Origin of the sequence: Schleiferia thermophila, assembly GCF_003337435.1 — a bacterium.
Classification (GTDB): domain Bacteria; phylum Bacteroidota; class Bacteroidia; order Flavobacteriales; family Schleiferiaceae; genus Schleiferia; species Schleiferia thermophila.
Map to the genome: position 1 here is coordinate 339,531 of NZ_QPJS01000002.1, position 24,812 is coordinate 364,342.

The 24,812-nt window shown below is 45.4% G+C and carries 17 protein-coding genes; 7 read left to right on the plus strand and 10 right to left on the minus strand.

Translation table 11 applies throughout. The annotated features are described in order from the left end of the window. The first annotated feature begins 58 nt into the window (after positions 1 to 58). From panC to DES35_RS06640, 3 genes are read left to right on the plus strand one after another with little or no spacing between them, the layout of a single operon-like run. Positions 59 to 922 (plus strand): pantoate--beta-alanine ligase, encoded by an 864-nt coding sequence (gene panC / locus DES35_RS06630; RefSeq protein WP_037357341.1) that lies wholly within the window; start codon positions 59 to 61, stop codon positions 920 to 922. A gap of 11 nt (positions 923 to 933) precedes the next feature. Further along, on the plus strand, positions 934 to 1,284 hold the full coding sequence (gene panD, locus DES35_RS06635) for an aspartate 1-decarboxylase (protein ID WP_037357343.1): 351 nt from the start codon (positions 934 to 936) through the stop codon (positions 1,282 to 1,284). A 10-nt stretch (positions 1,285 to 1,294) separates the two neighbouring features. After that, on the plus strand, positions 1,295 to 2,323 hold the full coding sequence (locus tag DES35_RS06640) for a lysylphosphatidylglycerol synthase transmembrane domain-containing protein (protein WP_170125716.1): 1,029 nt from the start codon (positions 1,295 to 1,297) through the stop codon (positions 2,321 to 2,323). Here the strand turns inward: DES35_RS06640 and DES35_RS06645 are convergent. The 4 genes from DES35_RS06645 to DES35_RS06660 all read right to left on the minus strand — a co-directional run bounded on the left by DES35_RS06645 (position 2,313) and on the right by DES35_RS06660 (position 7,916). Then, on the minus strand, positions 2,313 to 2,993 hold the full coding sequence (locus DES35_RS06645; RefSeq protein WP_037357345.1) for an SDR family NAD(P)-dependent oxidoreductase: 681 nt from the start codon (positions 2,991 to 2,993) through the stop codon (positions 2,313 to 2,315). The genes DES35_RS06640 and DES35_RS06645 overlap by 11 nt on opposite strands. 59 nt (positions 2,994 to 3,052) lie before the next feature. Then, positions 3,053 to 6,208, minus strand: coding sequence for a T9SS type A sorting domain-containing protein (locus DES35_RS06650; RefSeq protein WP_114366156.1), 3,156 nt, complete (start codon positions 6,206 to 6,208; stop codon positions 3,053 to 3,055). Positions 6,209 to 6,276: 68 nt separating this feature from the next. Continuing rightward, complete coding sequence (lipA, locus tag DES35_RS06655) at positions 6,277 to 7,164, minus strand: lipoyl synthase (RefSeq protein ID WP_114366253.1); 888 nt, start codon at positions 7,162 to 7,164, stop codon at positions 6,277 to 6,279. Further along, positions 7,164 to 7,916: a hypothetical protein gene (locus DES35_RS06660; RefSeq protein WP_037357347.1), complete on the minus strand. Its 753-nt coding sequence runs from the start codon at positions 7,914 to 7,916 to the stop codon at positions 7,164 to 7,166. The genes lipA and DES35_RS06660 overlap by 1 nt, the downstream gene beginning before the upstream one ends. 81 nt (positions 7,917 to 7,997) lie before the next feature. Here DES35_RS06660 and ung point away from each other — a divergent pair, with 81 nt between their 5' ends. The 3 genes from ung to DES35_RS06675 all read left to right on the plus strand — a co-directional run bounded on the left by ung (position 7,998) and on the right by DES35_RS06675 (position 12,888). Then, complete coding sequence (ung, locus tag DES35_RS06665) at positions 7,998 to 8,795, plus strand: uracil-DNA glycosylase (protein WP_084180106.1); 798 nt, start codon at positions 7,998 to 8,000, stop codon at positions 8,793 to 8,795. Continuing rightward, positions 8,783 to 10,387, plus strand: a complete 1,605-nt coding sequence (locus tag DES35_RS06670; RefSeq protein WP_114366157.1) for a BamA/TamA family outer membrane protein — start codon at positions 8,783 to 8,785, stop codon at positions 10,385 to 10,387. The genes ung and DES35_RS06670 overlap by 13 nt, the downstream gene beginning before the upstream one ends. A gap of 86 nt (positions 10,388 to 10,473) precedes the next feature. Next, positions 10,474 to 12,888 carry a 3-hydroxyacyl-CoA dehydrogenase/enoyl-CoA hydratase family protein gene (locus tag DES35_RS06675; RefSeq protein WP_037357349.1) on the plus strand — a complete coding sequence of 805 codons (2,415 nt, stop codon included), beginning with the start codon at positions 10,474 to 10,476 and terminating at the stop codon, positions 12,886 to 12,888. 353 nt (positions 12,889 to 13,241) lie between these two features. On the opposite strand, the gene typA is transcribed toward DES35_RS06675, so the two are convergent. Beyond that, positions 13,242 to 15,053 (minus strand): translational GTPase TypA, encoded by a 1,812-nt coding sequence (typA, locus tag DES35_RS06680; protein ID WP_037357352.1) that lies wholly within the window; start codon positions 15,051 to 15,053, stop codon positions 13,242 to 13,244. A 214-nt stretch (positions 15,054 to 15,267) separates the two neighbouring features. Between typA and DES35_RS06685 the strand changes: the two genes are divergently transcribed. Then, on the plus strand, positions 15,268 to 17,904 hold the full coding sequence (locus DES35_RS06685; RefSeq protein ID WP_114366158.1) for a hypothetical protein: 2,637 nt from the start codon (positions 15,268 to 15,270) through the stop codon (positions 17,902 to 17,904). Between the two features lie 3 nt (positions 17,905 to 17,907). Here the strand turns inward: DES35_RS06685 and DES35_RS06690 are convergent, their stop codons facing one another. The 5 genes from DES35_RS06690 to DES35_RS06710 form a co-directional block, all read right to left on the minus strand. Then, positions 17,908 to 18,138 (minus strand): 4a-hydroxytetrahydrobiopterin dehydratase, encoded by a 231-nt coding sequence (locus tag DES35_RS06690; protein ID WP_037357356.1) that lies wholly within the window; start codon positions 18,136 to 18,138, stop codon positions 17,908 to 17,910. A gap of 70 nt (positions 18,139 to 18,208) precedes the next feature. Beyond that, entirely contained in the window at positions 18,209 to 19,201 is a 993-nt protein-coding gene (locus DES35_RS06695; RefSeq protein WP_114366159.1) for a 3-oxoacyl-ACP synthase III family protein, read from the minus strand. A 15-nt stretch (positions 19,202 to 19,216) separates the two neighbouring features. Then, positions 19,217 to 19,957 carry a 3-oxoacyl-ACP reductase FabG gene (gene fabG, locus DES35_RS06700; protein ID WP_114366160.1) on the minus strand — a complete coding sequence of 247 codons (741 nt, stop codon included), beginning with the start codon at positions 19,955 to 19,957 and terminating at the stop codon, positions 19,217 to 19,219. A 749-nt stretch (positions 19,958 to 20,706) separates the two neighbouring features. Beyond that, positions 20,707 to 21,399: a YdeI/OmpD-associated family protein gene (locus DES35_RS06705; RefSeq protein WP_114366161.1), complete on the minus strand. Its 693-nt coding sequence runs from the start codon at positions 21,397 to 21,399 to the stop codon at positions 20,707 to 20,709. A 6-nt stretch (positions 21,400 to 21,405) separates the two neighbouring features. Further along, positions 21,406 to 24,669, minus strand: coding sequence for a glycosyl hydrolase (locus DES35_RS06710; protein WP_125039412.1), 3,264 nt, complete (start codon positions 24,667 to 24,669; stop codon positions 21,406 to 21,408). Between the last annotated feature and the right edge of the window lie 143 nt (positions 24,670 to 24,812).

Genomic DNA, 24,812 nt, shown 5'->3' on the forward strand with positions numbered 1-24,812 from the left:
AATATAAAGTGAATAGTAAAAAATCATTGTATTTTGCCCCGGTTTTTTACACTTGTCAATGATTGTAACTACTACGGTAGCTGAGCTGTCCGTGGCACTGAATGAAGCGCGCAGATCGGGTCACTCTATCGGTTTTGTGCCTACTATGGGTGCATTACACAATGGACACTTATCGCTAGTTAGAGATTCTAAGGTACGCTCATTATTTACAGTGGTGAGCATATTTGTAAATCCGAAACAGTTTAATAATTCAGAAGACTTAAAAAATTATCCAAGGACGATAGATTCTGATTTGAAACTTCTTTCTGAAGCCGGATGTGAACTGGTTTTTTTGCCAAATGAAGATGAGATTTACCCTGTTGGATTCAACTCTTATATTGAGCTTGAGCTGGGTAACCTTAATCGGGTAATGGAAGCTCAATTCAGACCCGGTCATTTTGAGGGGGTTGTTTCGGTAGTCTACCGATTGTTTGAACTGATACAGCCAGATTTTGCTTTTTTTGGTGAAAAGGACTATCAGCAGCTATTGGTTGTAAAGGCACTGGCCCGTAAATTTTTTCCTCAGATTACGATTGTCCCTATTCCTACAGTACGCCAGTCTAATGGATTGGCCCTTAGCTCCAGAAACAAACGGCTGACCAAGGAGGCCGCTCAAGAAGCAGCAGAAATATTCGTAGCACTTAGTAAAGTCAGAGATCACATGCTTGCCAGTGGTAGGCAGTGGAGTCAGAGTGCTGTTTATTCCATCTTTGAAAAGCATCTTAAATCGAGAACTCACCAATTGACAATTGAATATTTTTTGATAGCAGACCAAAGGGACCTATCGCCAGCTACTCCAGATACGCCACCAGATGAACTGAGGGCATTTACAGCTGTTTACATTGATAATATCCGATTAATTGACAATATGAAAATATTTTAGAAATTTGCCCCATGTTAATACAGGTAGTTAAATCAAAGATTCATAGAGTACGTGTAACCGGAGCTGACCTGAATTACATCGGTAGCATTACTATCGATGAAGAGCTGATGAGTGCCGCCAATATTATAGAAGGGGAAAAAGTCTCTATAGTTAACATAAACAATGGGGAGCGTCTTGAAACTTATGTGATTAAAGGTCAGCCGGGTAGTGGCGAAGTCACTCTTAATGGGCCAGCCGCCAGAAAAGTACAAAAAGACGACATTATCATCATTATCTCATACGGGATTATGGACTTTGAAGAAGCAAAAAAATTTAAGCCTGTAATCATATTCCCGGACGAGACTACCAACAAACTGCGTTGAAATCTTAAAAGTGAACAGATTAAAATCATTGGGAAAGAATCTTCTGAGGTTTATTGCTTTTCTTTCGATTGGTATTTTCTTGCTTTTTCTTGCTCTTAGAAACATAGATCTCACTCAGCTCTGGAATGACATTGCAAATGCCAGGTTTTCCTATGTTTTGATAAGTATGATTCTTGGGTATTTAGCTTTTATGTCCAGAGGGATTCGGTGGAACTATCTCCTTGAACCAATGGGTTATAAAGTTCCCGTTTGGAAGGCTATTCATTCGATATCGATCGGTTACCTGGCCAATGCAGCCATGCCAAGAGCCGGAGAAATCATCCGGTGTACGGTACTCCATCAAGCCTCTAAAATACCAGTCAATCGATTGGTGGGGACTGTAGTTGCAGAACGGGTTATAGATATGATGATGCTCGGCCTTAGCCTAATGCTTTCTTTATTGTTCAATGTCAACAAATTGAGAGCGTTTTATGCAAAAACCCTTAAAAGCAATCCTCCGGAGAGTACCGCAGGTCATTTCTCAAATGGGTGGTATTATTTATTGAGCTTTGTTGCTTTTGTTTTTGTTTTGATGATACTGAAAAAACATTGGATTAATCTTCCATTTGTTAATAAAATCAGGGGCCTATGGTCGGGTTTTAAGGAGGGGATTCTTTCAGTGGTCAGCACTCCCAAAAGAATTCCTTTTATTCTTCATACACTGTTTATCTGGATATGTTATTACTTAATGGTACACATCGTGATTTATGCATTGCCAGGCACAGTACATCTGTCACCTGTTGATTCACTTTTTATAATGATAGTTGCCGGGCTGGGAATGTTGGTGCCATCTCCGGCTGGAATAGGTTCTTACCATTATGCGGTCGTAACAGGTATGGGGATATTAGGTGTTTCTCCTGATACGGGGATGGCGTTTGCAACTTTGGTTCACAGTGGTCAGTTTGTTATGACGCTTGTGGCCGGTTTCATAAGTTTAATAGGAATGTATGCTTTCCGGGGTAGTAAAGCTCTGCTATCCGAGTCAGAACTTAAGGGTTAGATATACTGACTGGCAGTATTTTTCCTTTAAAAAATTTTTGTCCATTCAACAGAAACCAGGCTATAAACTCGCTTATTTCGTTGGCATCAACAGGAGCTCTGTACCCTGGAAATGCGCTTTCGAGCATTTCAGTTTGTACTGCCCCAAAAGCAAGTCCATTGAATGCCAAAGATGTATGCTGAAATTCTGCCTGAAGACATTCGGTAAGCACGGTCACGGCACCTTTACTGGACGAATAGACCGATAATCCCGGAAATTTCTGCGTGCCGCTGATACCCCCGATACTGCTTACGTTTACAATATGGGCATCTTGTGCTAAATACATAAAACAAATCTGTATCAGTTTAAATATTGAAAATACATTGATCCGATATACCTGTTCCAGCTCCTCATCCGTGAGGTTAAGAAAAGGTTTATTGATCAATGTGCCGGCATTGTTAAAAATTACATCGATTGGATGGTTGTTAGCAAGATGTGACTCTAAAACATTTTTGTCCAATTGACCTAAGTCACAGTTGATTTGAATGAATCGCTGCTCTTCAGTAAGGTCCTGCTCCAATGCCGGTGAATTTCTGGAGATATTAATGACCTTGTGTCCCTGTGTCAAAAGTCTTTTGATGGTAGCCAAACCAATGCCTCTGGAACCTCCGGTTACTAGGATTGTTTTCATATAAAAAAGAAACCGCATCAAATGTAGATGCGGTTTTAGAAGTCAGGGTAGGTTGTTTTTTATTTAGTGACGATCAGCTTAGTCGAACCATACAGTGCACCGTTGAGGTACAATTCGATTACATAGCTGCCTGCTCTGAGGTCGCTGACATCCACTTTTAATGTCTTTATCTCAGGCATAAGTTGATTGAAAGTAAGTCTTTTTGCCGTGCGTCCGGTGAGGTCTCTGATTACAAATTCAGCTCTGGATTGTTTATCCAAATTTAAATTAACAGTCGTGTAAAACGATGTGGGATTGGGATAAATGCTCAAATTGTTTGCTATGGATTTATCCTCGTTCAGAGTGTTTTCTTTTATGCCAATTATAGCAAGATTTTCGGTTCTGAATATTCCACGACCGTGTGTACCGGCATAGATACGGCCTGACAGCCAATCCCCTGTTGTTTTATCGATGCCTACAAGTTGTTGTCTAAGCATAAATACTGGTACGTTACCCATTCCTTCATTTTCTCTTGTCCAGACGACATTGGTGGCAGTGATATCGGCAGTGGAATAAATTCCATATTCAGTACCAACAAGTACTTGATTCGGATTTTGATAGTTTATTACGCTGGCATACACCGGAAATTTTGGCATATTACCGCTCTTTACCACGAATGTAGGTGATGCAGAGAGTGCGTTGTTGGAATAAAAAATGTAATCCTGATTTCCATAATTGCCCAAAGTTACGACGACTCTGTTGGGATTGTTGGGATTCATAGATATGGACGTAATGTATCTGCCGGGGAATGTTCTAATGGTGGTTTGCTGCACAGTGCGATTGGTACTTGCCAAATCGGACGTAACGCTATCTCGTGAATTTTTAAGATTTGCAAATCGTATCAATTGCCCGTTGTTTGTTCCTACATAGAGTACATCGCCATCATTTGACACAGCCAGGGCGGATACCTGAACTCCGGGTCCGAAATGACCTAATCTGACCCAATTTGGAGTTTTTGTAAAATCCATAACTTCTCTGGTCATAAACAATCCGCCAACCAAATTGGCTTGTGAATTAAGACCTACAAAAAACATGGATTGTACCGGGTCTTGCACCAAAATCGAATCCCATGGTTGCAAGGCTATCGGTAAGGTGTAATTAAATTTTTGCTGAAGTGTCTTGGAAGTGAGCTCCAGTGGAGAATTGGGGTTGTATCGTACTGCACATCTTACCACAATCTCCGGGGTAACTCCTTGTTTAAAACGAACATTGAAAGCTCCTGTTGATGCATTGAAGGTACCCTCTTCAATAAGTGGGCTGCTAAGAACACCTTGAGCGTTGGATTTTACTGTATCAAAAGCAATAATAATTTTAAAGGAATCAGCTACAAAGATCGCTGAAGACTGAGGCCTGGTTAAAACTCCGGAAAAATCTCTTCTGTTTTGTCCAAATCCTAAAGATTGAATTGCGGGTCTGGCCACAAACCATATAGAATCCCAAGAAAAGGGATCATTCTTAGTTTCCCATAATAAAAATGGTGTTACAAATGGTGCAAAGGCTGGGCTAAGACCTGTGGATTGGTTATTGGGATCCATTTTAGGAAAGTCATAAAAATCCTGATAGGTAAGACCTGCTGTATTGGATCTGCCCAAAATTCCATATTGCATGGCTTTAAATTGTACACGCTTGTCCAATTGTGAAATTTCTGTAAACCCTCCGTCTCCATCTCTATTTGCACCTCTGAATTCAATCGAATTGGTTCTGAAACCAGATTTAGGGGTATTGCCTTCTAGGGTTATGTAAATCGTCCCGTTGTCTTGAGTACCACCCATTACTTCGCCATCGAAGGAATACGAAACTGAATAAAATTGAGTTGTAACATATCCAATATTTATTTCAGTCCATGTAAATCCATCGTTGAGTGAACGAAATACGCCTCCATCGTTGGTAGCATAAATGATTTGACCGTTTAATCTATTGCCTGCGAGACGGTGTTGATCAACATGTACATAAAACGGATTATTGGGTGATTTGAAGGAAGAAGAGATCTGAGACCAGCCACCTGTAAGCGACCATTCCCAAAGATGTAAACCTCCTACGAATATTTTATCTCTGTTGATAGGCGAAACGGAAAGCATCATGGCAAACTGGCCTTGGTCAATGGGGTTAAAGGTGGTAGATCTTTGGCCTATGACTGTCCAGGTTTGGCCTTTGTTGGTGCTTCTGTAGGCTCTTAGAAAATTTCTTTGATTGTCGCAGGTAATCACATAAACATAATTCGGATCCTGCGGTGAAACTGCTACAATAGCCCTTTCTCCATTATCTACCGGAAGGTCATTGGGTCCGGCAGTATTGGCTGGTTTGGATATTTCAACCCAATCGTTGATTCCGTCTGGTGAATAAAAAGTTCGCATACCGATACTTGCCCATACGCCTCCGTCTTTATCCTGTGACAAATCGGTACAACGAATCGTACCTACAGGACCTGACAGCGGATTTGTCCAGGTTTGCCCTCCATCGAGCGAATACCGCATGCCTCGGTTTGTGCCTACCAACAGTCCATCGGCATGCCCTTTGAGAGGTACCATAGCCCCTACGGCCACCCAGTCTGCACCTGTACTATTTGGGGTTGGCACTGTATTGGGCAATTGTTGAAATGTCAGGCCTCGGTCGGTTGATTTAAAAATACCTTGACCCAATATCCCGCCGGCACCTGTTCCGAAAGGAGCATAATACATGCTTTCACCAGTCCCGTAGTAAATATTCCCATTCTCAGTTTGGCACATGGATACGACTGCGAGGTTTTCCTGCATAATATTGACAGGTGTCCAGCTGACTCCGGCATTTGTAGAGCGATATAAGCCGCCACTAACACCACCGGCAAACATCAGACTTGCATTGTCTTTGTCTTGCAGAAATGCCCTGGTTCGTCCTCCAATATTATCCGGACCCATTTCTATCCAATTTAAACCAAGGGATGAGGTCCTTTTTAAAAACTGAAGATGGTCTCTCTGAGCCTGAATCTCATCAGCCGGGTCAATTTGTCCGGTAATTTGATTAGCTCGTATTTGATGTAACCACTCAGCTGCTCCCCTGGCATTGTCAGCGGTTTTCAACTCATTGGTTCGCACCTGATAGACATTCTCATTATCCTTCTCATTTAGTGTACCTATCATCAGTATTCCAACCATCACAAATACTGCTGCTGATACGCCCATCCAAACTTTTTTATTCATATTTTTTGTTGTTTTTGAGTATTGCAGATTTAGAAATTCAAAGATAGTAATTTTTAACTGTTCAGCGATTAAACCAAATGTTTTTCTGCATGATATGAGGAGCGTACCAATGGTCCGCTTTCCACATATCGAAATCCCATTTTCAAGCCTTCGTTTTTCAGGTATTCAAACTCATCAGGATGTACAAATCTCGCTACGGGCAAGTGTCCTGAAGTGGGCTGAAGGTACTGACCAAGGGTTACTATGTCCACTTCTGCATCTCTTAGATCGCGCATTGTTTCAAGTACTTCTTGGATGGTTTCTCCCAAACCCAGCATGATTCCTGATTTGGTGCGCCGTTGACCTTGCATTTTAATATATCTGAGCACTTCAAGACTTCGGTCGTATTGAGCTTGTATTCTGACTTTTCGGGTGAGTCTTTTTACGGTTTCCATGTTATGGCTGATGATTTCAGGGGCTGCTTCAATGATGCGGTCTATATTTTTCCTCTCACCTTTGAAATCTGGAATCAACGTTTCCATTGTAGTCCCTGGACTTATTCTTCGTACAGCCCTGATGGTCTCAGACCAGATGATACTACCGCCATCCGGAAGATCATCGCGATCTACGGAAGTGATGACAGCATGCTTTATGTTCATCAGTTTGATAGAGCGGGCTACTCTTTCGGGTTCATCCCAGTCAACGGGATCGGGTCGTCCTGTGGCCACTGCACAAAATCCGCAGGAACGCGTACATACATTTCCCAATATCATAAAAGTTGCTGTACCTGCTCCCCAGCATTCTCCCATATTCGGACAATTACCGCTTTCACATATCGTGTGAAGCTTGTAATTGTCAACCAGTTTTCTTACTTTTTTGTAGTTGTCTCCTGTCGGTAATTTTACCCTTAGCCATTTCGGCTTGCTGGTCTTACTTTTCAGTAGTTGTCCATCAGCCGTAATGGTTTGTTCCGTCATTAGTTCCATCTTTTGCCGAAGTTGATATTGATAAATAACTGAAAAAAAACTGCCGGGTTTACGTAATCGTAAAGAATTGGTATTCTTCGCCTGAAAATGTCTGCTACTGCCCCGAATTCCACAGCATTAATCCGCTCATCGGTGCCAAAGTAGTCAAAAGACATCAGTGCCTTGATGTATATACCCGGCTCTATGATGGATTCGACTATTCCCTGAAAAAATCCAGCCTGGCCAAGTATGTTCTGTTGAGGTTCTGCAGGGTTGTAACGCCTTACCAGGATTCTGTCCTGTCCGAAGTTGGACTCGGGATTTTCAATCTCTACATATACAGGTTTTACCAATCCTAAGGAAAGCCCCCCTGAAAAAATTGATGATAGGATGATTCCATTTCTGTCGTATCGGTCGTATAATATTCTCTCCCTAAACCATCCAACTCTACAGGCATAGAAGGAATTAATTTTATTCAGTACAAATCCGCGTGAATTTCCCGGCAATAATCCGAATGTCTTGATTTCTTTCTCATGCCTCAGATTCACAACTTCTGTTTCAAATCCATGCTTGGAAAAGTTGGAAGTGTAATATCCCCTTCTGAATAAAATCCCATATCCTTTGGTGTGAAGCTGGATTCCTGCAACGTAGTCATTGTCGTACACCACTCTTTTATAGTCTGCGCCATCGGCATCCTGTGCCTTGGCTGTGTGGCAAAGGACAAATGCATAAAAGGTAGCAAGTATGCATCCTGTGAATTTCACACACTTCTACAGTTTTTAACAGTATCTAATTCCGAATATGCCGGGCATTTCTCTTTTGACCTGCATCCGGCCATCAATGCTATGGCCATCGCTATCAGCAGTATTTTCGAAGACACAAGCTTCATACGTGTAGTATATTATGATACATCTGTTACAACCCACAAACTTACTAACTTTGTTCTGAATCCAACAACAAAAGTGAAGTCTCAAAACCTAAAAATTCTCTCAGAGCTCTATCCCGATTACATATCTCCTGATGTGATAAATGCAGAATATTTTCAGTCATTGGCAGCCTTTGTAGCCACCGAAAGGATGAAATACACCGTTTATCCGGAGAAAAAAGATGTATTCAATGCTCTGAAGATACCGGCTTCAGAGGTCAAAGTGGTTATCCTGGGTCAGGATCCCTATCACGGGCCGGGACAAGCCCACGGATATTGCTTTTCGGTACCCGATGGAATAGCACTGCCACCTTCGCTGACCAATATTTTTAAAGAATTAAAAAGCGATTTGGGAATTGACAGAGGGCAAAGGGGCAATCTAACAGGTTGGGCAGAGCAGGGTGTGATGCTTCTCAACGCCGTCCTTACAGTGCGCCAGGGGCAACCGGGGAGTCATGCCAACAAAGGCTGGGAAAATTTTACCGACCACGTGATACAAACCGTTCAGAAAAAAAATAAAAATGTAATATTTGTGCTGTGGGGCAACTACGCCTTGAAAAAAGTTAATTTGATCGATGCGTCGCGGCATTTTGTCATCACCGGTGCCCACCCATCTCCTCTAAGTGCCCACAGAGGCTTTTTTGGCAAACAATATTTTTCCCGCATCAATCATTTACTCACTGAAAAAGGTAAAACTCCCATCGATTGGAGCCGTTAATTGCTCTTCTTTCCTTCCTCAGAATTTCGGTTGCGGATACCTGCGTGTATCTGACTCCATCAGACCAACCGTTGCACACTTCTATTGCTGAACATCTCCAAAACAGGCACTTTTCTCATATATCCCAATTGTTCAGCAGCCTTGATTCCTTGCTTGTGGCCAATGGAAAGTTTTTTTACCAATTGCACCGGTCTTCTTATGACCAATGCCTGTATCTGCACCTTCATCCAGGCAATGAGGTGCCTGATACCCTTTTACTCCTCCCTATTTCCAAGGATATGTCCGATACCAATATTATCGAACGTAAAAACCTTCAAACCATACTCAATCAATTGATCGGCAAATTGAGCGAAAACGGATTCCCATTTGCCGTCGTAAAACCTGAAATAAGGGCATTTGTTAACGAGCATCCCGTTATTTCTTTAAAGGTTGATACCGGGCCGAAAATTCTCATCCATGACATAGTACTCAAATCTCAGCGACCGCCGAGATATTTTGTGATAAAACAGCTTTCAGGTGTCAGATTCCCATTTGAGTACAGCTTAAAAAAAATTGATAAAATCCTCCAAAACCTGGCCGCTTCCGGTATGTTCGAAACCACCTCTCCACCATCTGTACTGTTTTCTGAAGACGAAAACCTTCTCTACCTTTATGGTAATAAGAAACAATCACTCTTTATCGACGCACTGGCCAGCTTAAATACCGACAATCAAAATCGCCCGATCCTCACGGGAGAGGCCAATTTCAGATTCAGCAACACCTTGGGATATGCAGAGGATCTTCGCATTTCATGGCGCGCTCCGGCTGCCCTTCAGCAATTTCTCAGCATTTCCGTCGTCACTCCCTATTTGTTTAATACACCTTTTGGCATTACATCAGGATTCCGGCTTTTCAGACAAGACTCCACCTTCGTACAGATTTCCAGCAGTTTAACAGCTACCTATACCTTCAGTCCTCAGGTCAGATCGGGTTTGGGATTTCAGCGCGAAGCCTCAAATACCTTTATTGCTTCCAATGCTTTGCTCTCAGGTTTCTCCGCCGTTTATCAACGACTCGATTTGTCGTATTTCAACTCCTTGGGGCAGGGAGTAGACCGCCGACAGTTTGAAGCGGAAATCTCCCTACTGGCAGGCACCCTTAACACCGGCGAACGCAGACTTCCCAGGCTCAAAAGCCACTTCAGTACTCTGCTGGATCTTCCGCTCAGAGGTCGCCACAAAATGTTCAGCAGTCTTCGGATTGAGTATCTCGACGGGCCCGAAATTTTGCTCAACGAAAGCTTCCGCACCGGTGGCTATGGCTCCCTGCGCGGCTTCAACGAATGGACCTTTTTTGCAAAAATTGCCGTCCTGTCCAGTCTCGAATACCGATTTTTCCTGGACCAATTCACATTTTTCAAAATTTTTTACGACAATGGCTGGCAACGCCTCACCGCCGGCGAAGAGGGCTATTTTCAAGGCATCGGTACCGGATTGGCACTACCCGCCGGTAATGGGCTCTTTCACCTGGATATAGCCGTCGGAAAATTCCCCGGTATTCCGCTACAGCTCCGGGATACCCGCCTGCACATAGGGTTTTCCAACAGATTTTAACCCCTTGAATTGCACAGCTTTTTTATGCATGCATAATATTTTTGGCCTATATTTGACCAACTCTAATCAAGACAAGACCATTCCTTATGAATACATCAAAAAACCGCTGGATTAAAAAAGTCGCCGTATTAGGCTCCGGAATTATGGGCTCCCGAATAGCTCTGCACCTGGCCAACGCCGGCATCCCATCGCTTCTGCTCGATATAGTGCCAAAAGAACTTACACCCGATGAAGAAAAAAAAGGACTCACCCTCCAAAGCAAAGAAGTGCGAAACCGCATCGTCAACCAATCCCTGACCAATGCCATCAAAAGCAATCCCTCGCCGGTGTATTCCCAAAAATTCGTCTCCCGTATCGAAACCGGCAACTTCGAAGACGACATGCACAAAATCAAAGATTGCGACTGGATTGTAGAAGCCGTCGTAGAGCGAATCGACATTAAAAAAACCATCTTCGACCAGGTCGAAAAACACCGCAAACCCGGCAGTATCATCAGCTCCAATACCTCCGGCATTCCCATCCACCTCATGGCCGAAGGCCGCAGCGAAGACTTCCGTCGCCATTTTCTCGGAACACATTTCTTTAACCCACCCCGCTACCTCCCCTTGCTCGAAATCATCCCAACACCACATACCGACCCCGAAATCGTAGACTTTTTTATGCACTGGGGCGACCGATACCTCGGAAAAACCACTGTACTCTGCAAAGATACCCCTGCCTTTATTGCCAACCGCGTCGGAGTTTTTGGCATCATGGCCATCTTTCATGCCGTCCGCGACATGGGTCTTACCGTCGAAGAAATCGACAAACTCACCGGCCCCGTATTGGGCCGCCCTAAATCCGCTACCTTCCGCACAGCCGACGTGGTCGGCCTCGATACCCTCATACACGTGGCCAACGGACTCTATCAAGCCCTCCCCCACGACGAACAACGCGAACTCTTCCGCCTGCCCGACTTTATCCAAAAAATGCAACAAAACAACTGGCTGGGCGATAAAACAGGACAAGGCTTCTACAAAAAAATCAAAAATCCCGATGGCTCTTCCACCATTCTAAGCCTCGACCTCAACACCCTCGAATACAAAGAACAGAAAAAAGCAAAATTCCCCACCCTGGAGCAAACCAAAAACATCGACCAGCTATCAGACCGCTACCGCGTACTGATTGAAGGCCAGGACAAAGCCGGAGAATTCTACCGCCGTTCATTCGCGGCACTCTTCTCCTATGTAGCCCATCGAATCCCTGAAATCTCCGACGAAATTTACCGCATCGACGCTGCCATGCGCGCAGGCTTCGGCTGGGAGCACGGGCCTTTCGAGATCTGGGACGCCCTGGGCATCTCCAAAGGCATCGAGCTCACCCGCTCTCAGGGATACACACTCCCAGAATGGGTCACCCAACTCCCCGCGAAAGGCATCGAAAAATTCTACCAGACTACCTCCGGCACCCAGCAATACATCGACATCAACACCCACCAATATACCAATCGTCCAGACCTTAAAGGCATCATCATACTCGACCATCGCCGTAGTACATCGACCCTCTGGAGCAACTCCGAATGCGCCGTCATCGACCTGGGCGATGGCATTCTCAACATCGAGTTCCGCTCCAAAATGAACACCCTCGGCTCAGGAGTCCTCGCCGGCATCAACAAAGGCATCGAATTAGCCGAAAAAAGCTTCCGCGGAGTCGTCATCTCCAATCAGGGAACTAACTTCTCGGTAGGAGCCAACCTCATGATGGTCTACATGATGGCCGTCGAGCAGGAATACGACGAGCTCAACTTCGCCATCAAATACTTCCAGGACACCGTCATGCGCCTCCGCTACAGCCACATCCCCGTAGTGGTAGCACCCCATGGCATGACACTCGGCGGTGGCTGCGAGCTCGTACTACATGCCGATGCCGTACAGGCAGCCGCCGAGACCTACATGGGCCTGGTCGAATTTGGCGTAGGCGTCATCCCCGGCGGAGGGGGTACCAAAGAACTCACCCGTCGCAGCGCATTGCGCTACATAAAAGACGACATCGAACTCAATGTGCTCCGCGAAAACTTTTACAAAATCGCCACCGCCAAAGTAGCCACCTCCGCAACCGAAGCCTTTGAATTTGGCTACCTCATCGAAGGGCGTGACCGCATATCACTCAACAAAAACCGCCTGATCTCAGACGCAAAAAATCTGGCCATTTCCCTCGCCGACGCCGGCTACACCATGCCCACACGCGACAAGTTCAAAGTACTTGGCCGTACCGCACTCGGCATGTTTGCCGTCGGCATCCATCAGATGGTCGAAGGTGGCTATGCCACCGAATACGAAGCCCACATGGCCAATAAACTCGCCTACGTAATGGCCGGTGGCGACCTCTCCGAACCCACGCTCGTCTCCGAACAATATCTGCTTGACCTCGAGCGCGAAGCCTTCCTGCACCTGTGCACACAGCGCAAAACACTCGAGCGCATTCACCACATGCTCAACACCGGAAAACCCCTCAGAAACTAATTGTTTTTTGGGCGCCTCCCCCGGCCGCTACCATCGGGCGGCCGGGGGCCGGTCTGCGGCTTCTATTCCCTTTGCGGATCGGGCGTGACACATCGGGCTGCGGTGGCTTGCTGCCGCTCCGCCTCCTCGCCCGTGTGCCACAGAGCCCGCCCGCTTCAGCTCATATCCGCCTCCGCCCTGGCGCAGTTTACCAGCCCCTGTATCCCAGTCCCATTAAAGCCTTGAAAATTACCAAAGTGCGCGACCTTTCAGCACCTGTTATACTTGGCACATGCAATCTGCATCTGAATATCCTCTCATCCTGCAAGCGATGCATACACACAAAAGTCCTGCACCATCCACCCGATGAACCTCTAGGCAGAATCCTTCGCTTTTTTGTACCGCTCCCTTTCCGATGCTTTCAGATGAATTTTCCGTAGCCGTATCGATTTGGGTGTTACCTCTACATATTCATCCTCCTGAATGTATTCCAGCGCTTCTTCCAGACTGAGTTTCTTGGCCGGTGCTATCTTCATCTTGTCATCAGCCCCACTGGAACGCATGTTGGTGAGCTTTTTTGTCTTGGTCACGTTTACAGCAAGGTCCCCCGGACGATTGTTTTCTCCGATTACCTGTCCTTCGTAGACCTCCTCACCCGGTTCTATGAAGAAAATGCCCCTGTCCTGAAGGTTGTTGATGGAATATGGGATGGCCGTACCCGTTTCAAGGGCGATGATGGCCCCGTTTGATCGACCCGGTATCGTGCCTTTATACGGCTGAAATTCGAGAAACCGGTGCGCCATCACTGCTTCTCCTTGTGTTGCAGTCAGCATGTAGTTGCGAAGTCCGATCAGACCTCTCGACGGAATGATAAATTCCAAATGCATCCTGTCGCCTTTGGGCTCCATCTTCATGAGCTCACCTTTGCGCAGCGTCACAGCCTCCACAGCTTTGCCCGAGAATTCCTCAGGCAAATCAATGGTCAGCTCCTCCACAGGCTCATGGCGCTTGCCTCCAATTTCCTTTATGATTACCTGGGGCTGACCAATCTGCAACTCAAAGCCCTCTCGGCGCATATTTTCAATCAGTATGCTTAGATGCAATACCCCTCGCCCGAAAACCATAAAAGAGTCAGCCGTACCGGTCTCCTTGACCCGCAGAGCCAGGTTGCGCTCAAGTTCCTTCTCCAGGCGCTCTCTGATTTTTTGCGAAGTCACAAATTTTCCTTCCTTGCCAAAAAAAGGTGAATCGTTGATGGTAAAAAGCATGCTCATCGTAGGCTCTTCAATCGCTATCCCGGGCAAAGCTTCCGGATTTTCTGCATCTGCTATTGTGTCGCCTATTTCAAAGCCCTCAATGCCAGTTACGGCTGCGATTTCTCCGGCTTCTACTTTATCCACTTTAAGGCGATTAAACCCCTCAAATACAAAGACCTCTTTCACCTTCGATTTTAGCACCGTACCATCTCGCTTGATAAGGCTCACCGGCATATTAGACGTCAGACTGCCGCGCTGTAGCCTCCCGATTGCGATTCGCCCGGTGTAGCTGCTGTAGTCCAGTGAAGTGACCAGCATCTGCAGGCTCCCATCACTTACCTTGGGGGCAGGGATGTGACGAATGATTTGTTCAAACAGATAAGTGACATCTTCCGCAGGTGTTTTGTAGTCAGGTCCCATCCAGCCATTCTTGGCTGAACCATACACCACCGGAAAGTCCAATTGTTCCTCTGTGGCATCCAGTGCAAACATCAGGTCAAATACTGCTTCGTAGACCTCTTCCGGCCGGCAATTGGGCTTATCTACCTTGTTGATTACCACTATGGGTTTCAGGCCGAGCTGCAAAGCTTTCTGAAGCACAAAGCGGGTCTGAGGCATGGGGCCCTCAAAGGCATCGACCAGCAGCAATACCCCATCGGCCATATTGAGGACTCGCTCTACCTCACCGCCAAAATCAGCGTGCCCCGGAGTGTCAATGATATTAATTTTTACATCCTTGTACCGAACCGACACATTTTTGGCGATGATGGTGATTCCACGTTCGCGTTCTAAATCGTTGTTGTCCAGTATCAGCTCACCAGGCACTTCGTGGTCTTTAAACAGTTTACCTGCAATGAGCATCTTGTCTACCAAGGTAGTCTTGCCGTGGTCCACATGAGCAATGATCGCTATGTTTCTGAGATTTAACATGCTGTATTTCAAAATAAGGCTGCAAAAATAGTCTCCTGCAAATCCCCCCCTTTGCTAAACAAACACAAATAATTGACCTCCGCGACTCAATTTCAATAATCCGCCGGTCCGACCTTCCACCCTGGCGCTTGCATTGTCTGGCGCTTGATGTCACTCAAGTATCATCCATGCAGCAGGCCAATGTATTGGCTTACTTTTGTATCAAATTTGAGGAATGAAAACACTCTACTCCCATATCACCTCAAAAATTTGTTTTTTACTTCTATTGATATTAAGCTCCTGCAAGTCTGGTGTCGACACTTCAGAAGGTCAGGTACTCGATTTTATAGCACCCCAGGCAGTGATGCTTGGTTTCTCGAAATCTGTCAATACGTTGAACACAGCTTTGAAATCGTCCCAGCTTGCTCAGCCATTGAAGAACACCCAATGGCTGAAAGAGCTAAAAACCGATGCCGAATACCTCCGGCTTGCCTTAGGGGATAGTATGTACAATTCAATCACAAATCAGCCGGTACATGCGGCCCTGTTGCTATCCGGAGCCCGAAAGTATGGCTGGCTTTTTCTGGTTCCTGTTTCGTCTTCTGACCTGAAGTTCAACCCGGATCCCGATAATTACATCATCGATACCTCCGATTATGAAAGTTCCAAAATCTACCATTTAACCCTTTCAAACGGAAGAAGTTACTACATTTCGCTGAAAAATAAAGTCGGACTTCTCAGCCGTCACCGTACATTGATAGAAGAAGCTCTAAGAACCAGTTCGGGCACCTATTCGGTCAGAACCTCTGAAGGTTTTTCAGATATGTATAAAACCCTCAACCGCAAAGACCCACTTAACCTCCTCATCAATCTTCGGGAGTTTTCACACCTGTCCAAATCGCATCTGGGGAAGCAGCATCCCAAATGGCTCGAAAAGACTGGTCTTTGGGCTGCTTTTGACCTTCACCCCACGCCTGATCGTCTGCAAATCGACGGATTGATTCAGGTACCAGATTCAGCGGGTCTGTTTATAAGCACATTATCAGGCAATTATGTGTCTGAAAAAAAATTGCAACACCTCCCTGTCCCATCTTTTGCCAATGCTTTTGTTTATTTCAACCTGGAAAATTACGCCACCTATCAGCGTAAATATCTGGAATACCTGGAGCAAACCGGTAAACTTAAAGCCTACCGCACTGCATTAGAAACGGAATTTAAAACCATCCCGTTTCAAGAATTGAAAGAAATACTCCGGGGGGAATTCGGTATTTTTTATGGAACCATTCCGGAAAACTCGGTACCCACCTATTTTTTCCGGGTGTACAATGCCTCTAAATTTATAGACATAGCCTGGCCAGATGAAACCAAAAAACCTCTCCCTTCCTACAGAGGATATGAAATATGGGAAATCAGACAACCAGCACTGATACAGCATCTCTACAGCCTGCCCGTATCCCGGCAAACAGCCCTGGCTGTGATTGTAAAAGACTTTATCCTCCTCTGCCCTGATGAAACTTTTCTTTATTCCGTGCTCAATGCACTGGAAGACAACAAATTACTTACTGTTCAGGAACCCTTCGAAAAGCTCCTGACCAAAACAGCCCAACCAGGACACATTATCGCCTTTGCAAAAGAAAAATATTTCGAAACTCTCCTTCAAAATAGCCTTATCAATAAAGCACCTGTGCTTCGCGATCTGCTGAATCAACTGCCTCCTACCGGCCAGCATTTACTTTCGCTTACTTACATCAACAAATCGGCTGTAGTTTCCTTGACATCCGTTTTCGGAAGAGAGGAAGACAAAGGAATCAGACAACTATGGACACTAAAGACCGAAAAAATCATCTTTGGGCCGGTGGCAGTGACCAATCACATGGACAATTCACAGGAATTCATTTTTCAGGATGAAGGATGGACTCTTCACGCATGCTCCCCCGAAGGCCGAAGATTGTGGCAGAAGAAACTCGACGCCCCCATACTTTATACCGCTCAATGGGATATGTTCAAAAACGGTCGATTGCAGCACGTGATCGTTACATCCGGTTCGGTATATGTGATTGACAGAAATGGCAATGATGTCAAACCATGGCCAAAAAAATTCAATAAGACAATTACGGCGGCTGCTCTCTTTGACTATGACAAGAATAAAAACTACCGCCTGATAATAGGCGAGGGAACCACCGTGCACAATTTGGACGTAAGCGGAAATCCGGTAAAAGGATGGCAGTTTACATCGCTTAAAGCTCCACTCGCATACCATCCAAAACACTATTTCCACAAAGGCCTTGATTATCTGGTGTTTCAATCAGCGGACGGTACCGTCTTCATCACTGATCGAGCAGGCAATTCCCGTTTAAAGGGAGCTTTTCCGGCAAAGACCCCGTATGAGGTGCATATGGTCTTTCCGGCCGATGGACAGCCATGGTATATTCAATACCTTAAAGCAAATGGAGAGCAGGTCAGCTATTTTCAAAACGGAAGGTCTGACAGTATTCGACTGTTGCAAGTACCAGACTACGGTCTAATCAGTCATAATGAGGTTTTCAGTGGTTATGCGAGCAGAAATCAGCTCATCATAAAAGACCGCAACGGATTTTTTGAAAAAAAGCTGCCTTTTTCCATTACTGAGGCTCCGGAATTGGTCCGGATTTTAGGTAAAAACTTCTACACGGTGGCAGGTGCTGTTGATGAGAAGATAGCTCTTTTCCATAGTAATGGTTTGATGGTAGAAGGGTTTCCGGTCTATGGCACTTCAACTCCCATCATACTTCAAAAGGGTAAAAACGATCCTGTTTTCCTTGTGACAAAAGGGGCTCAGGGATATCTTATCGGCTACGAAATAAGTCAGTCGGTGCTCTTTCAGGCTATATGATGGTCACAGCAAGTGGTCGATAGCTTTCGCCAGTTCATAATCTTTTTGGGTAACCGTTCCTCCGGCATCATGCGTACTAAGCCTTATTTCGACTTTATTGTATACGTTGGTCCACTCCGGATGATGGTTCATTTTTTCCGCCACCAGAGCTACCTTGGTCATGAACGAAAAGGCTTCTACGAAATCGCGGAATTCAAATTTTCTGACCAGCTGATTGTTTGCAATTTGCCACATTTGTAAAAAATCACTGCTTTAAATACAATTTCACATTTCCGAATGTTCAGAATGTGAATATAAGCCAACATTACACAATCATTGCAGAGGCTGCAAAGGCAAGCCCTCCGCCTGAGCCGATGAGCATTATAAGGTCGCCGTCGCGGATTTTTCCCTCAGACAAAGCGTGATGCAATGCTGTTGGAATGGCTGCCGAGCCGGTATACCCATAGCGATGCATGATGGCAAGTGCCCTGTCATGAGGCAGGGAAAGCCTGTCCATTGTTTCGCGGATGGAATTGATGTTGATTTGAGTCATCAGAAAAAGTTTCACATCCTCTGGCCGGTGGCCGATATGGTCAAGCACTCGGTTGGCCATCATGGTCCACATCCTCGGATTGAGTTCTTTAGGAAATTTTCGAACGAATTTCAGGTAGTGTTCACCGGCTGCTACCAAATCGTGATTGAGAGGTTGTCGGGCACCACCTGCATAGATGCCCATCCAGTCATAGTATTGTCCCTGAGTCATTTGAAGGCCGTATAGATACCCTCGTTCTGCGGTTTTTTCAGCTTTGAGCACAGCAGCTCCTGCACCGTCGGCAAACAAGGTAACGGTTTTTTTATCCCTGGGGTTGAGATATCGGCTCATGGCATAAGCCCCGATTACCAGGACATATTCATATTGATCGTCGGCAACTATGTATTTAGCGGCAGTATCGAGCGCAGATACAAATCCTGCACATGCAGTATTCACATCAAAAGTGGCTGCATTTATTGCTCCCAGCTTGTACTGCACGATCGAGGCCGTACTTGGGGAAATATATTCCGGGGTATCGGTAGCAACGATGATCAGATTCAATTTTTCCGGCCCGATATCGGCCCTTTCCAGTGCCATTAGTGCTGCATCCAGACACAACGTGGATGTCGATTGTAACTCATCACACCACCTCCTTTCATAAATTTCTACATTTTCTTTGAGCCATGTATCTACATCTTCACCTAATAAATCGTTGAAAAAGCTGTTGGGCAAAACACGATTTGCTAAGCCGATACCTGTGCCAATGAGTACTGCTCTTCTGGTCATAGCTAAAACAAGATGTTATATAGTGATTCCACCATCCACGCTCAAACAAGTTCCTGTAATGAAGGAGGCTTCATCACTTGCCAGAAACAAATAGGCAGCTGCGATGTCTTCCGGTTTTCCGAGTCTTTGGAGTGGGGTTCGTTCCAGTAGTGCATTCACGATTTTGTCGGGCACTGTGGTGATCATATCTGTTTCAATAAAACCTGGAGCTACGGCATTGACGCGTATTCCTTTTCGTCCGAGTTCCTTAGCCCAGACTTTGGTCATACCAATCAGTCCACTTTTGGTAGCCACATAGTTACTCTGTCCAAAATTTCCATAAAGTGCAACCACAGATGAAGTATTGATGATCACCCCTCTGCCGCGCTCAGCCATGTGAGAAGCTACGGCTCTGCCACAGTTAAAAACCCCTGTCAGGTTTACATCGATCACTTGTTGCCATTGTTCATCGGTCATTTTCAGCAGGGTAGCATCGCGTGTGATTCCGGCATTGTTGATAAGCACATCGATGCCTCCTACCAGGTTAAGACTTGCTTCCAGAGCTTCTTTTACAGAAGACGCATTTGCAGTATTTACCTGGATGAAAAATGCCTTACCGTTTTTACTGAATTTTTCCGCTGCCTCTTTCCCCTTTACCTCGTTTACGTCCCAAATCAGTACTGAAGCGCCCTCAGACAAAAAGGCCATGGCAGAGGTGTAGCCAATACCTGAAGCCCCACCTGTTATAATTACGGATTTCCCCTCAAATCTCTTCATCTCTTTTTATTACAAAAGTGTGTATTTGATTTTTATTTGTCGATCAATTGTAGATGGCTCAATGCTGACATATTGGTGCGTTTTTGTTTCAGACACATTTAAAAGTTTGATTATAAAAGGATAGGTGAAGCCTATAAAGTATTGACTTAAACTGGGTATGCAGGCAGCTTAAAAATCGAAGTATTTCAAAGAAAGACTACGAATTTTTTAAATGGATATAACTTTTGATTCATGCTTCATGGGTCTACAGTAAGATCCACAAATTTTTTTAAGATACGGATGTAAAAAAACAATTTGCACCTGAAAAATTAAAACAGGCTACCTATCGAGCTTTTGCTTTTGCATCAGAAAAACTCTGTCAAGTTGAATCCGGCTACGGAAGATTCGACGGTTTTTAGCCAAAGTATTTCTTTTTAGTTCAATTCCAATAGCTTTAAACTCTCAGGCAATAAGGTGCGGCTCAGCGAACCTAGCAATCAGGAAAAGCTGCAACCTTACCAATTTGTCACGGATTTGGATTATTGCAGATTCCGCGTAGCAGTATTGAATAGTGAGGATACGGGCTTGAAACCGGATATTGTATACGAATATGGCACTCAATCGTCAATGGCCTTCTCATAGAGTCGGAAGGCGGGTGGCAACCTTTCGACGATAGAAATGCCCCCTTCAATAGTTTTGAAGATGGCTATGCGTATGTAAGGCTGAGCTATGATTTTATTTATTCAAACCGCACAAATCTGAGATAAATATTACCTACTGCCTGAATACCGGTCATGCAGTCCTTCTCCGCGCAAAATCAAGGGAATGCTTTTCTGAATTCTGTTTGTTCTTCTTTTGATTGTTTTTGCATTGGAGAAGCTTATGAGATAGGCCTTTTGTTTTCCGGGTGTCAGCTTTTCAAAGGCTGTCCGTAGTTCGGGATTATTTTGAAGTACTTCTTCCCATTCAGCAATTTTGGGCAGCTGAGCAGATTTGACTTCAAACTGCTTTCCATTTTCTTCCAGGAGAATAGCCTGATGGACTAGGTTTCTGATATGGTCGGCATTTTTCTGAACTTCATCTTCAGAGCAGAAGTGTATAGCCCTCGCAAGTTGTGTATTTTCACCAGGCTTTTTTAATATGCCAATCTCATCTTCCAGCATAGCTCCTTTAAAAAAACTGAGAGAGCAGTATTGTCTGAAGGCCCCCACTATGGCTATGTTTTTTTCTCTGTAGGTGTAGCAGGGAACACCCCACTTGATTACTTCTCTCAGGCCGGTTTGCCTCATGAGCTCAATGAGGGCTTTCATGGTTGAATGATGCTGTTGTACACTGCATTGTGGTGTATTCCATCGATTGCAGCGGCCACAGCCTTTAGCCAGGTATTCATCTGCTGACTCAGGCTTTTGTCGGATTGTTATAATGGCATTTGTATGATCTGCTCCAGGTGTTGTTTGATCCATAAGGTTTTACCGATTGTTTTCCGGAAGTCTACCCTTCCAATAGGGACCTCCTATATCGATCAGATAGGTAGTCAGAAAATCGATTTTCTGCTTTGCTTGCCTGATTTTCTCCAACACATCGGGGAGTTGATTTTCTACTATTTCTAACTGGCGAAGTGCAGTACCTGTCGGCTCACCGGAGTAATAATACAGCGCATAAAAACTTTGATTTAACCTTTCGGAAATGGATGTGGGCATGGGAATTTCGTCATTGCCCAATATTCTGTTGCCTTGTAAGGCAATTCTGATATTCATCAATTGATTTTCAATGAAAGCTGCTTCATTGAGATATTTTGGATCGGAACCAGGGATTATTCTCAGGGCTTGTTTGACGGATTTTAGCTCATTATGCATTTCTTCGAGCATGGAAGTAGCGGCAGTGAGCTGGCGAAGCAGTTCTTCTGCTTTTATGCGATGTTGGAGAACGCTCTCTCTGTTAGCCGGAGGAAATATTTCAGCCTCAAGAGTCAGCAGTTCAAATTGATGGTTTGAAATAAGGGGATAAAGGGTGTCACGGGTATGCATCCACACACTCAATTGATAAGTGCCGGGTGGGGCTTTGTGTGCGGAGCTTTTCAGGTCGGTATGACTACCGGATGGAAAAGAAGCTCTTGAGGTGTATCGGCCATCCCAGGAAATTCTGCGCAACCCTGCTGAGGCATTGGTTGTAAACCGAGCTATTTCCTCACCAGTTGCCTGACGGATGGAAAAAATCAGATACGGGTCTTCTTCGGTTTTTTCTGCTCTGAGTTCATCGAGTGTAGGGTTTGGGAATTGGTCTTTCTCCGGGTTGAGTTTTTTTTCTTTTTCTTTTCTGAGTTGTTTGAGTGTTTTTGGGGCTTCCTTCAAAAAGAAAGTAAAGGTTTTTCCAATTGGGGGGTTATCGGCCATGTAAAATCCATCCCCCAGAAAACCAGCTCTGCCATATCCGTATTTATTGGCTTCCTGGAAGAGCAATCCGGGTCTGTCGTTGGCAACGGCAAAGTTTTTCGTTGTCCAGTCTTCTGTGGCCAATTGCCGGAGGACGCTGTAATCGTCAAGCACATAAAAGCCCCGACCAAAAGTAGCAATCACGAGATCGTGCTGGGTGGTTTGAATGGCGATATCGCGCACAGGAATGGTGGGTAGTCCGCCATTGAGAGCTTGCCAATTTTTTCCACCATCCAGGCTGGTGTAGATTGAAAATTCTGTACCTGTAAATAAAAGCTTTTCTTCTAATGGGTCTTCGGCGATACACCAGACGGAACCTCTATCCGGCAGCCCGTTTGTGATGGGTTGCCAGGATCGCCCGGCGTCGGCTGACCTGTAGAGGTATGGTCTAAAGTCTCCCTCTTGATGATTATTGGCAGCGGCATACAGCACATCTTCTTTGTGGGCTGACCATAAAAGAGCGCTAATGAAAGCTCGCTCAGGAACACCCGGTAGGGCAGCGGCTTTTCTCCAGGTCTTTCCATCGTCGTCGGTGATATGGATGAGGCCGTCGTCGGTGCCGGCTGCCAGCCTGCCGGCTTTTAATGGCGATTCTGTTAGCTGCAATATATTGCCATAGGGGGTTGTACTTCGGTGTCTGGCTACTGCATCTATGCCCCAATAGCGGTCCATTACTTGGAGGGTATTCCTGTCGATGCCTCTGCTCAGGTCAGGACTGACCTCTTGCCAGGAATTGCCATAGTCGGATGATTTCAGCACTTTCTGAGCCGCAAAATACAAGGTGCCCGGTGTGTGATTGCTGAGAATGAGCGGAGCATCCCAATTAAACCGATAAGCTGGACTGTCCGGTTCTTCAATGGGGCGGATCATTACCCGCTCTCCTGTAGCTTTATCGTAGCGGGCGAGTCCTCCGTATTGATACTGGGCGTATATGATGTTGGGGTTTTGAAGGTCTATCTGAGTTTTGAAGCCATCACCTCCTTGGGTTACAAACCAATCGGCATTGGTGATCCCCTGCACAAAACGCGTGCGGGAGGGGCCACCAACAGAGCTGTTGTCCTGTGTACCTCCGTATACATTGTAGAATGGCCCAGCATTGTCCACTGATACCCTATACAGTTGCAGAATCGGCAGATTGTCGATAAATCTCCACGACTTACCGGCATCAAACGTTTCGTAGAGTCCTCCGTCGTTTCCATTGAGCATGTGATTGGGGTTTAAAGGATTGATCCAGAGGGCGTGATTGTCTACATGCTTTTTGTCTTCGGTCCAGCGTGTCCAGGTCTTACCTCCATCGGTGGTGATATGGGTGTAGGTGTCCATGCTAAAGCACGTAAGCTCATCGGTAGGATGAGGTATGAGCTCTACATAGTAGTTTCCTGATGAGTAGTAGTCATTCGTCTTGCGAAAGGAGCCTGCCCGATCGTCGGAAACATATATGCCATGCCCCTCGATCATCAGATATATTCGCTGGGGATTGGCGGGGCTTTGGGCCAGGGAGATGCGTCCCATATCAGCGTCTTTGGGCAGTCCGTTGGTTACTTTTGACCAAGTCGCTCCGGCATCATTGCTGACATAAAGTGCGCTTTCTGGTCCGCCGGATATGTAGGTAAAGGTATGCCTGCGCCTTTGGTGAGCAGTGGCATAAAGTCTGTCGGGGTTGGTTTTGTCGATGTGAATTTCGTTAAAACCGGTGTGGTCACTTACGTGCAGTATTCTGTTCCAGGTTTTTCCGCCGTCAGTTGTCTTGTAAATTCCTCTTTCACCACCTTTAGACCAAAGGGGGCCATAAGCTGCCACGTATATATGGTCAGAGTTTCGGGGATCTATGGTTATCATACCAATGTGTTCACTGGTTTTAAGTCCCATATTTTGCCAGGTATTGCCTCCGTCTATTGATTTGTAAACGCCATCTCCGTATCCGACGGAGCGTTGGTTGTTGTTTTCTCCGGTGCCTGCCCAGATTACTTTGGGATTTTTGGGATCTACAGCCAGGCATCCGATGGAGTAGGAGGGCTGATTTTCGAAAATCGGAGTGAAAGTGACCCCGCCATTGGTTGTTTTAAAAATTCCACCGGAGGCAACAGCAAGATAGAACTCTTTGAAATCCATAGGATTAACAGCGATGTCTGCAATTCGGCCGCCGAAGGTTGCAGGTCCAAGGCTGCGCCATTTAAGGGCTGACAGATTTATTTTTTCCTGTTTTTTATCAGGGGTTGTGGTTGCACGTTTTCTCTGTGCATTGACCTGAAGGGTATACAACGATGCAAGTAAGCTAAGCAGTATAAACCAATTTTTCATTTCCAAATCTTTGTAGTGCAAGTATAAGAATACCTGAGCAAAAAATTTGGGATTCGATTAGTTGACTATAATATTGAAAATCAAATTGCAAAAAATACAATCGCCCCGAACCATTGGTCGGGGCGATTGACAGGATTGTACTA

What these genes read in the sequence shown, in the direction of transcription:
- DES35_RS06695 (WP_114366159.1), bottom strand. Translation starts at nt 19,201, where the DNA reads ATGACCAGAAGAGCAGTACTCATTGGCACAGGTATCGGCTTAGCAAAT.
- DES35_RS06645 (WP_037357345.1), bottom strand. Translation starts at nt 2,993, where the DNA reads ATGAAAACAATCCTAGTAACCGGAGGTTCCAGAGGCATTGGTTTGGCT.
- panD (WP_037357343.1), top strand. Translation starts at nt 934, where the DNA reads ATGTTAATACAGGTAGTTAAATCAAAGATTCATAGAGTACGTGTAACC.
- DES35_RS06710 (WP_125039412.1), bottom strand. Translation starts at nt 24,669, where the DNA reads ATGAAAAATTGGTTTATACTGCTTAGCTTACTTGCATCGTTGTATACC.
- DES35_RS06705 (WP_114366161.1), bottom strand. Translation starts at nt 21,399, where the DNA reads ATGGATCAAACAACACCTGGAGCAGATCATACAAATGCCATTATAACA.
- DES35_RS06685 (WP_114366158.1), top strand. Translation starts at nt 15,268, where the DNA reads ATGAAAACACTCTACTCCCATATCACCTCAAAAATTTGTTTTTTACTT.
- ung (WP_084180106.1), top strand. Translation starts at nt 7,998, where the DNA reads ATGGCCATCGCTATCAGCAGTATTTTCGAAGACACAAGCTTCATACGT.
- panC (WP_037357341.1), top strand. Translation starts at nt 59, where the DNA reads ATGATTGTAACTACTACGGTAGCTGAGCTGTCCGTGGCACTGAATGAA.
- typA (WP_037357352.1), bottom strand. Translation starts at nt 15,053, where the DNA reads ATGTTAAATCTCAGAAACATAGCGATCATTGCTCATGTGGACCACGGC.
- DES35_RS06690 (WP_037357356.1), bottom strand. Translation starts at nt 18,138, where the DNA reads ATGTGGCAAATTGCAAACAATCAGCTGGTCAGAAAATTTGAATTCCGC.
- lipA (WP_114366253.1), bottom strand. Translation starts at nt 7,164, where the DNA reads ATGACGGAACAAACCATTACGGCTGATGGACAACTACTGAAAAGTAAG.
- DES35_RS06675 (WP_037357349.1), top strand. Translation starts at nt 10,474, where the DNA reads ATGAATACATCAAAAAACCGCTGGATTAAAAAAGTCGCCGTATTAGGC.
- DES35_RS06650 (WP_114366156.1), bottom strand. Translation starts at nt 6,208, where the DNA reads ATGAATAAAAAAGTTTGGATGGGCGTATCAGCAGCAGTATTTGTGATG.
- fabG (WP_114366160.1), bottom strand. Translation starts at nt 19,957, where the DNA reads ATGAAGAGATTTGAGGGGAAATCCGTAATTATAACAGGTGGGGCTTCA.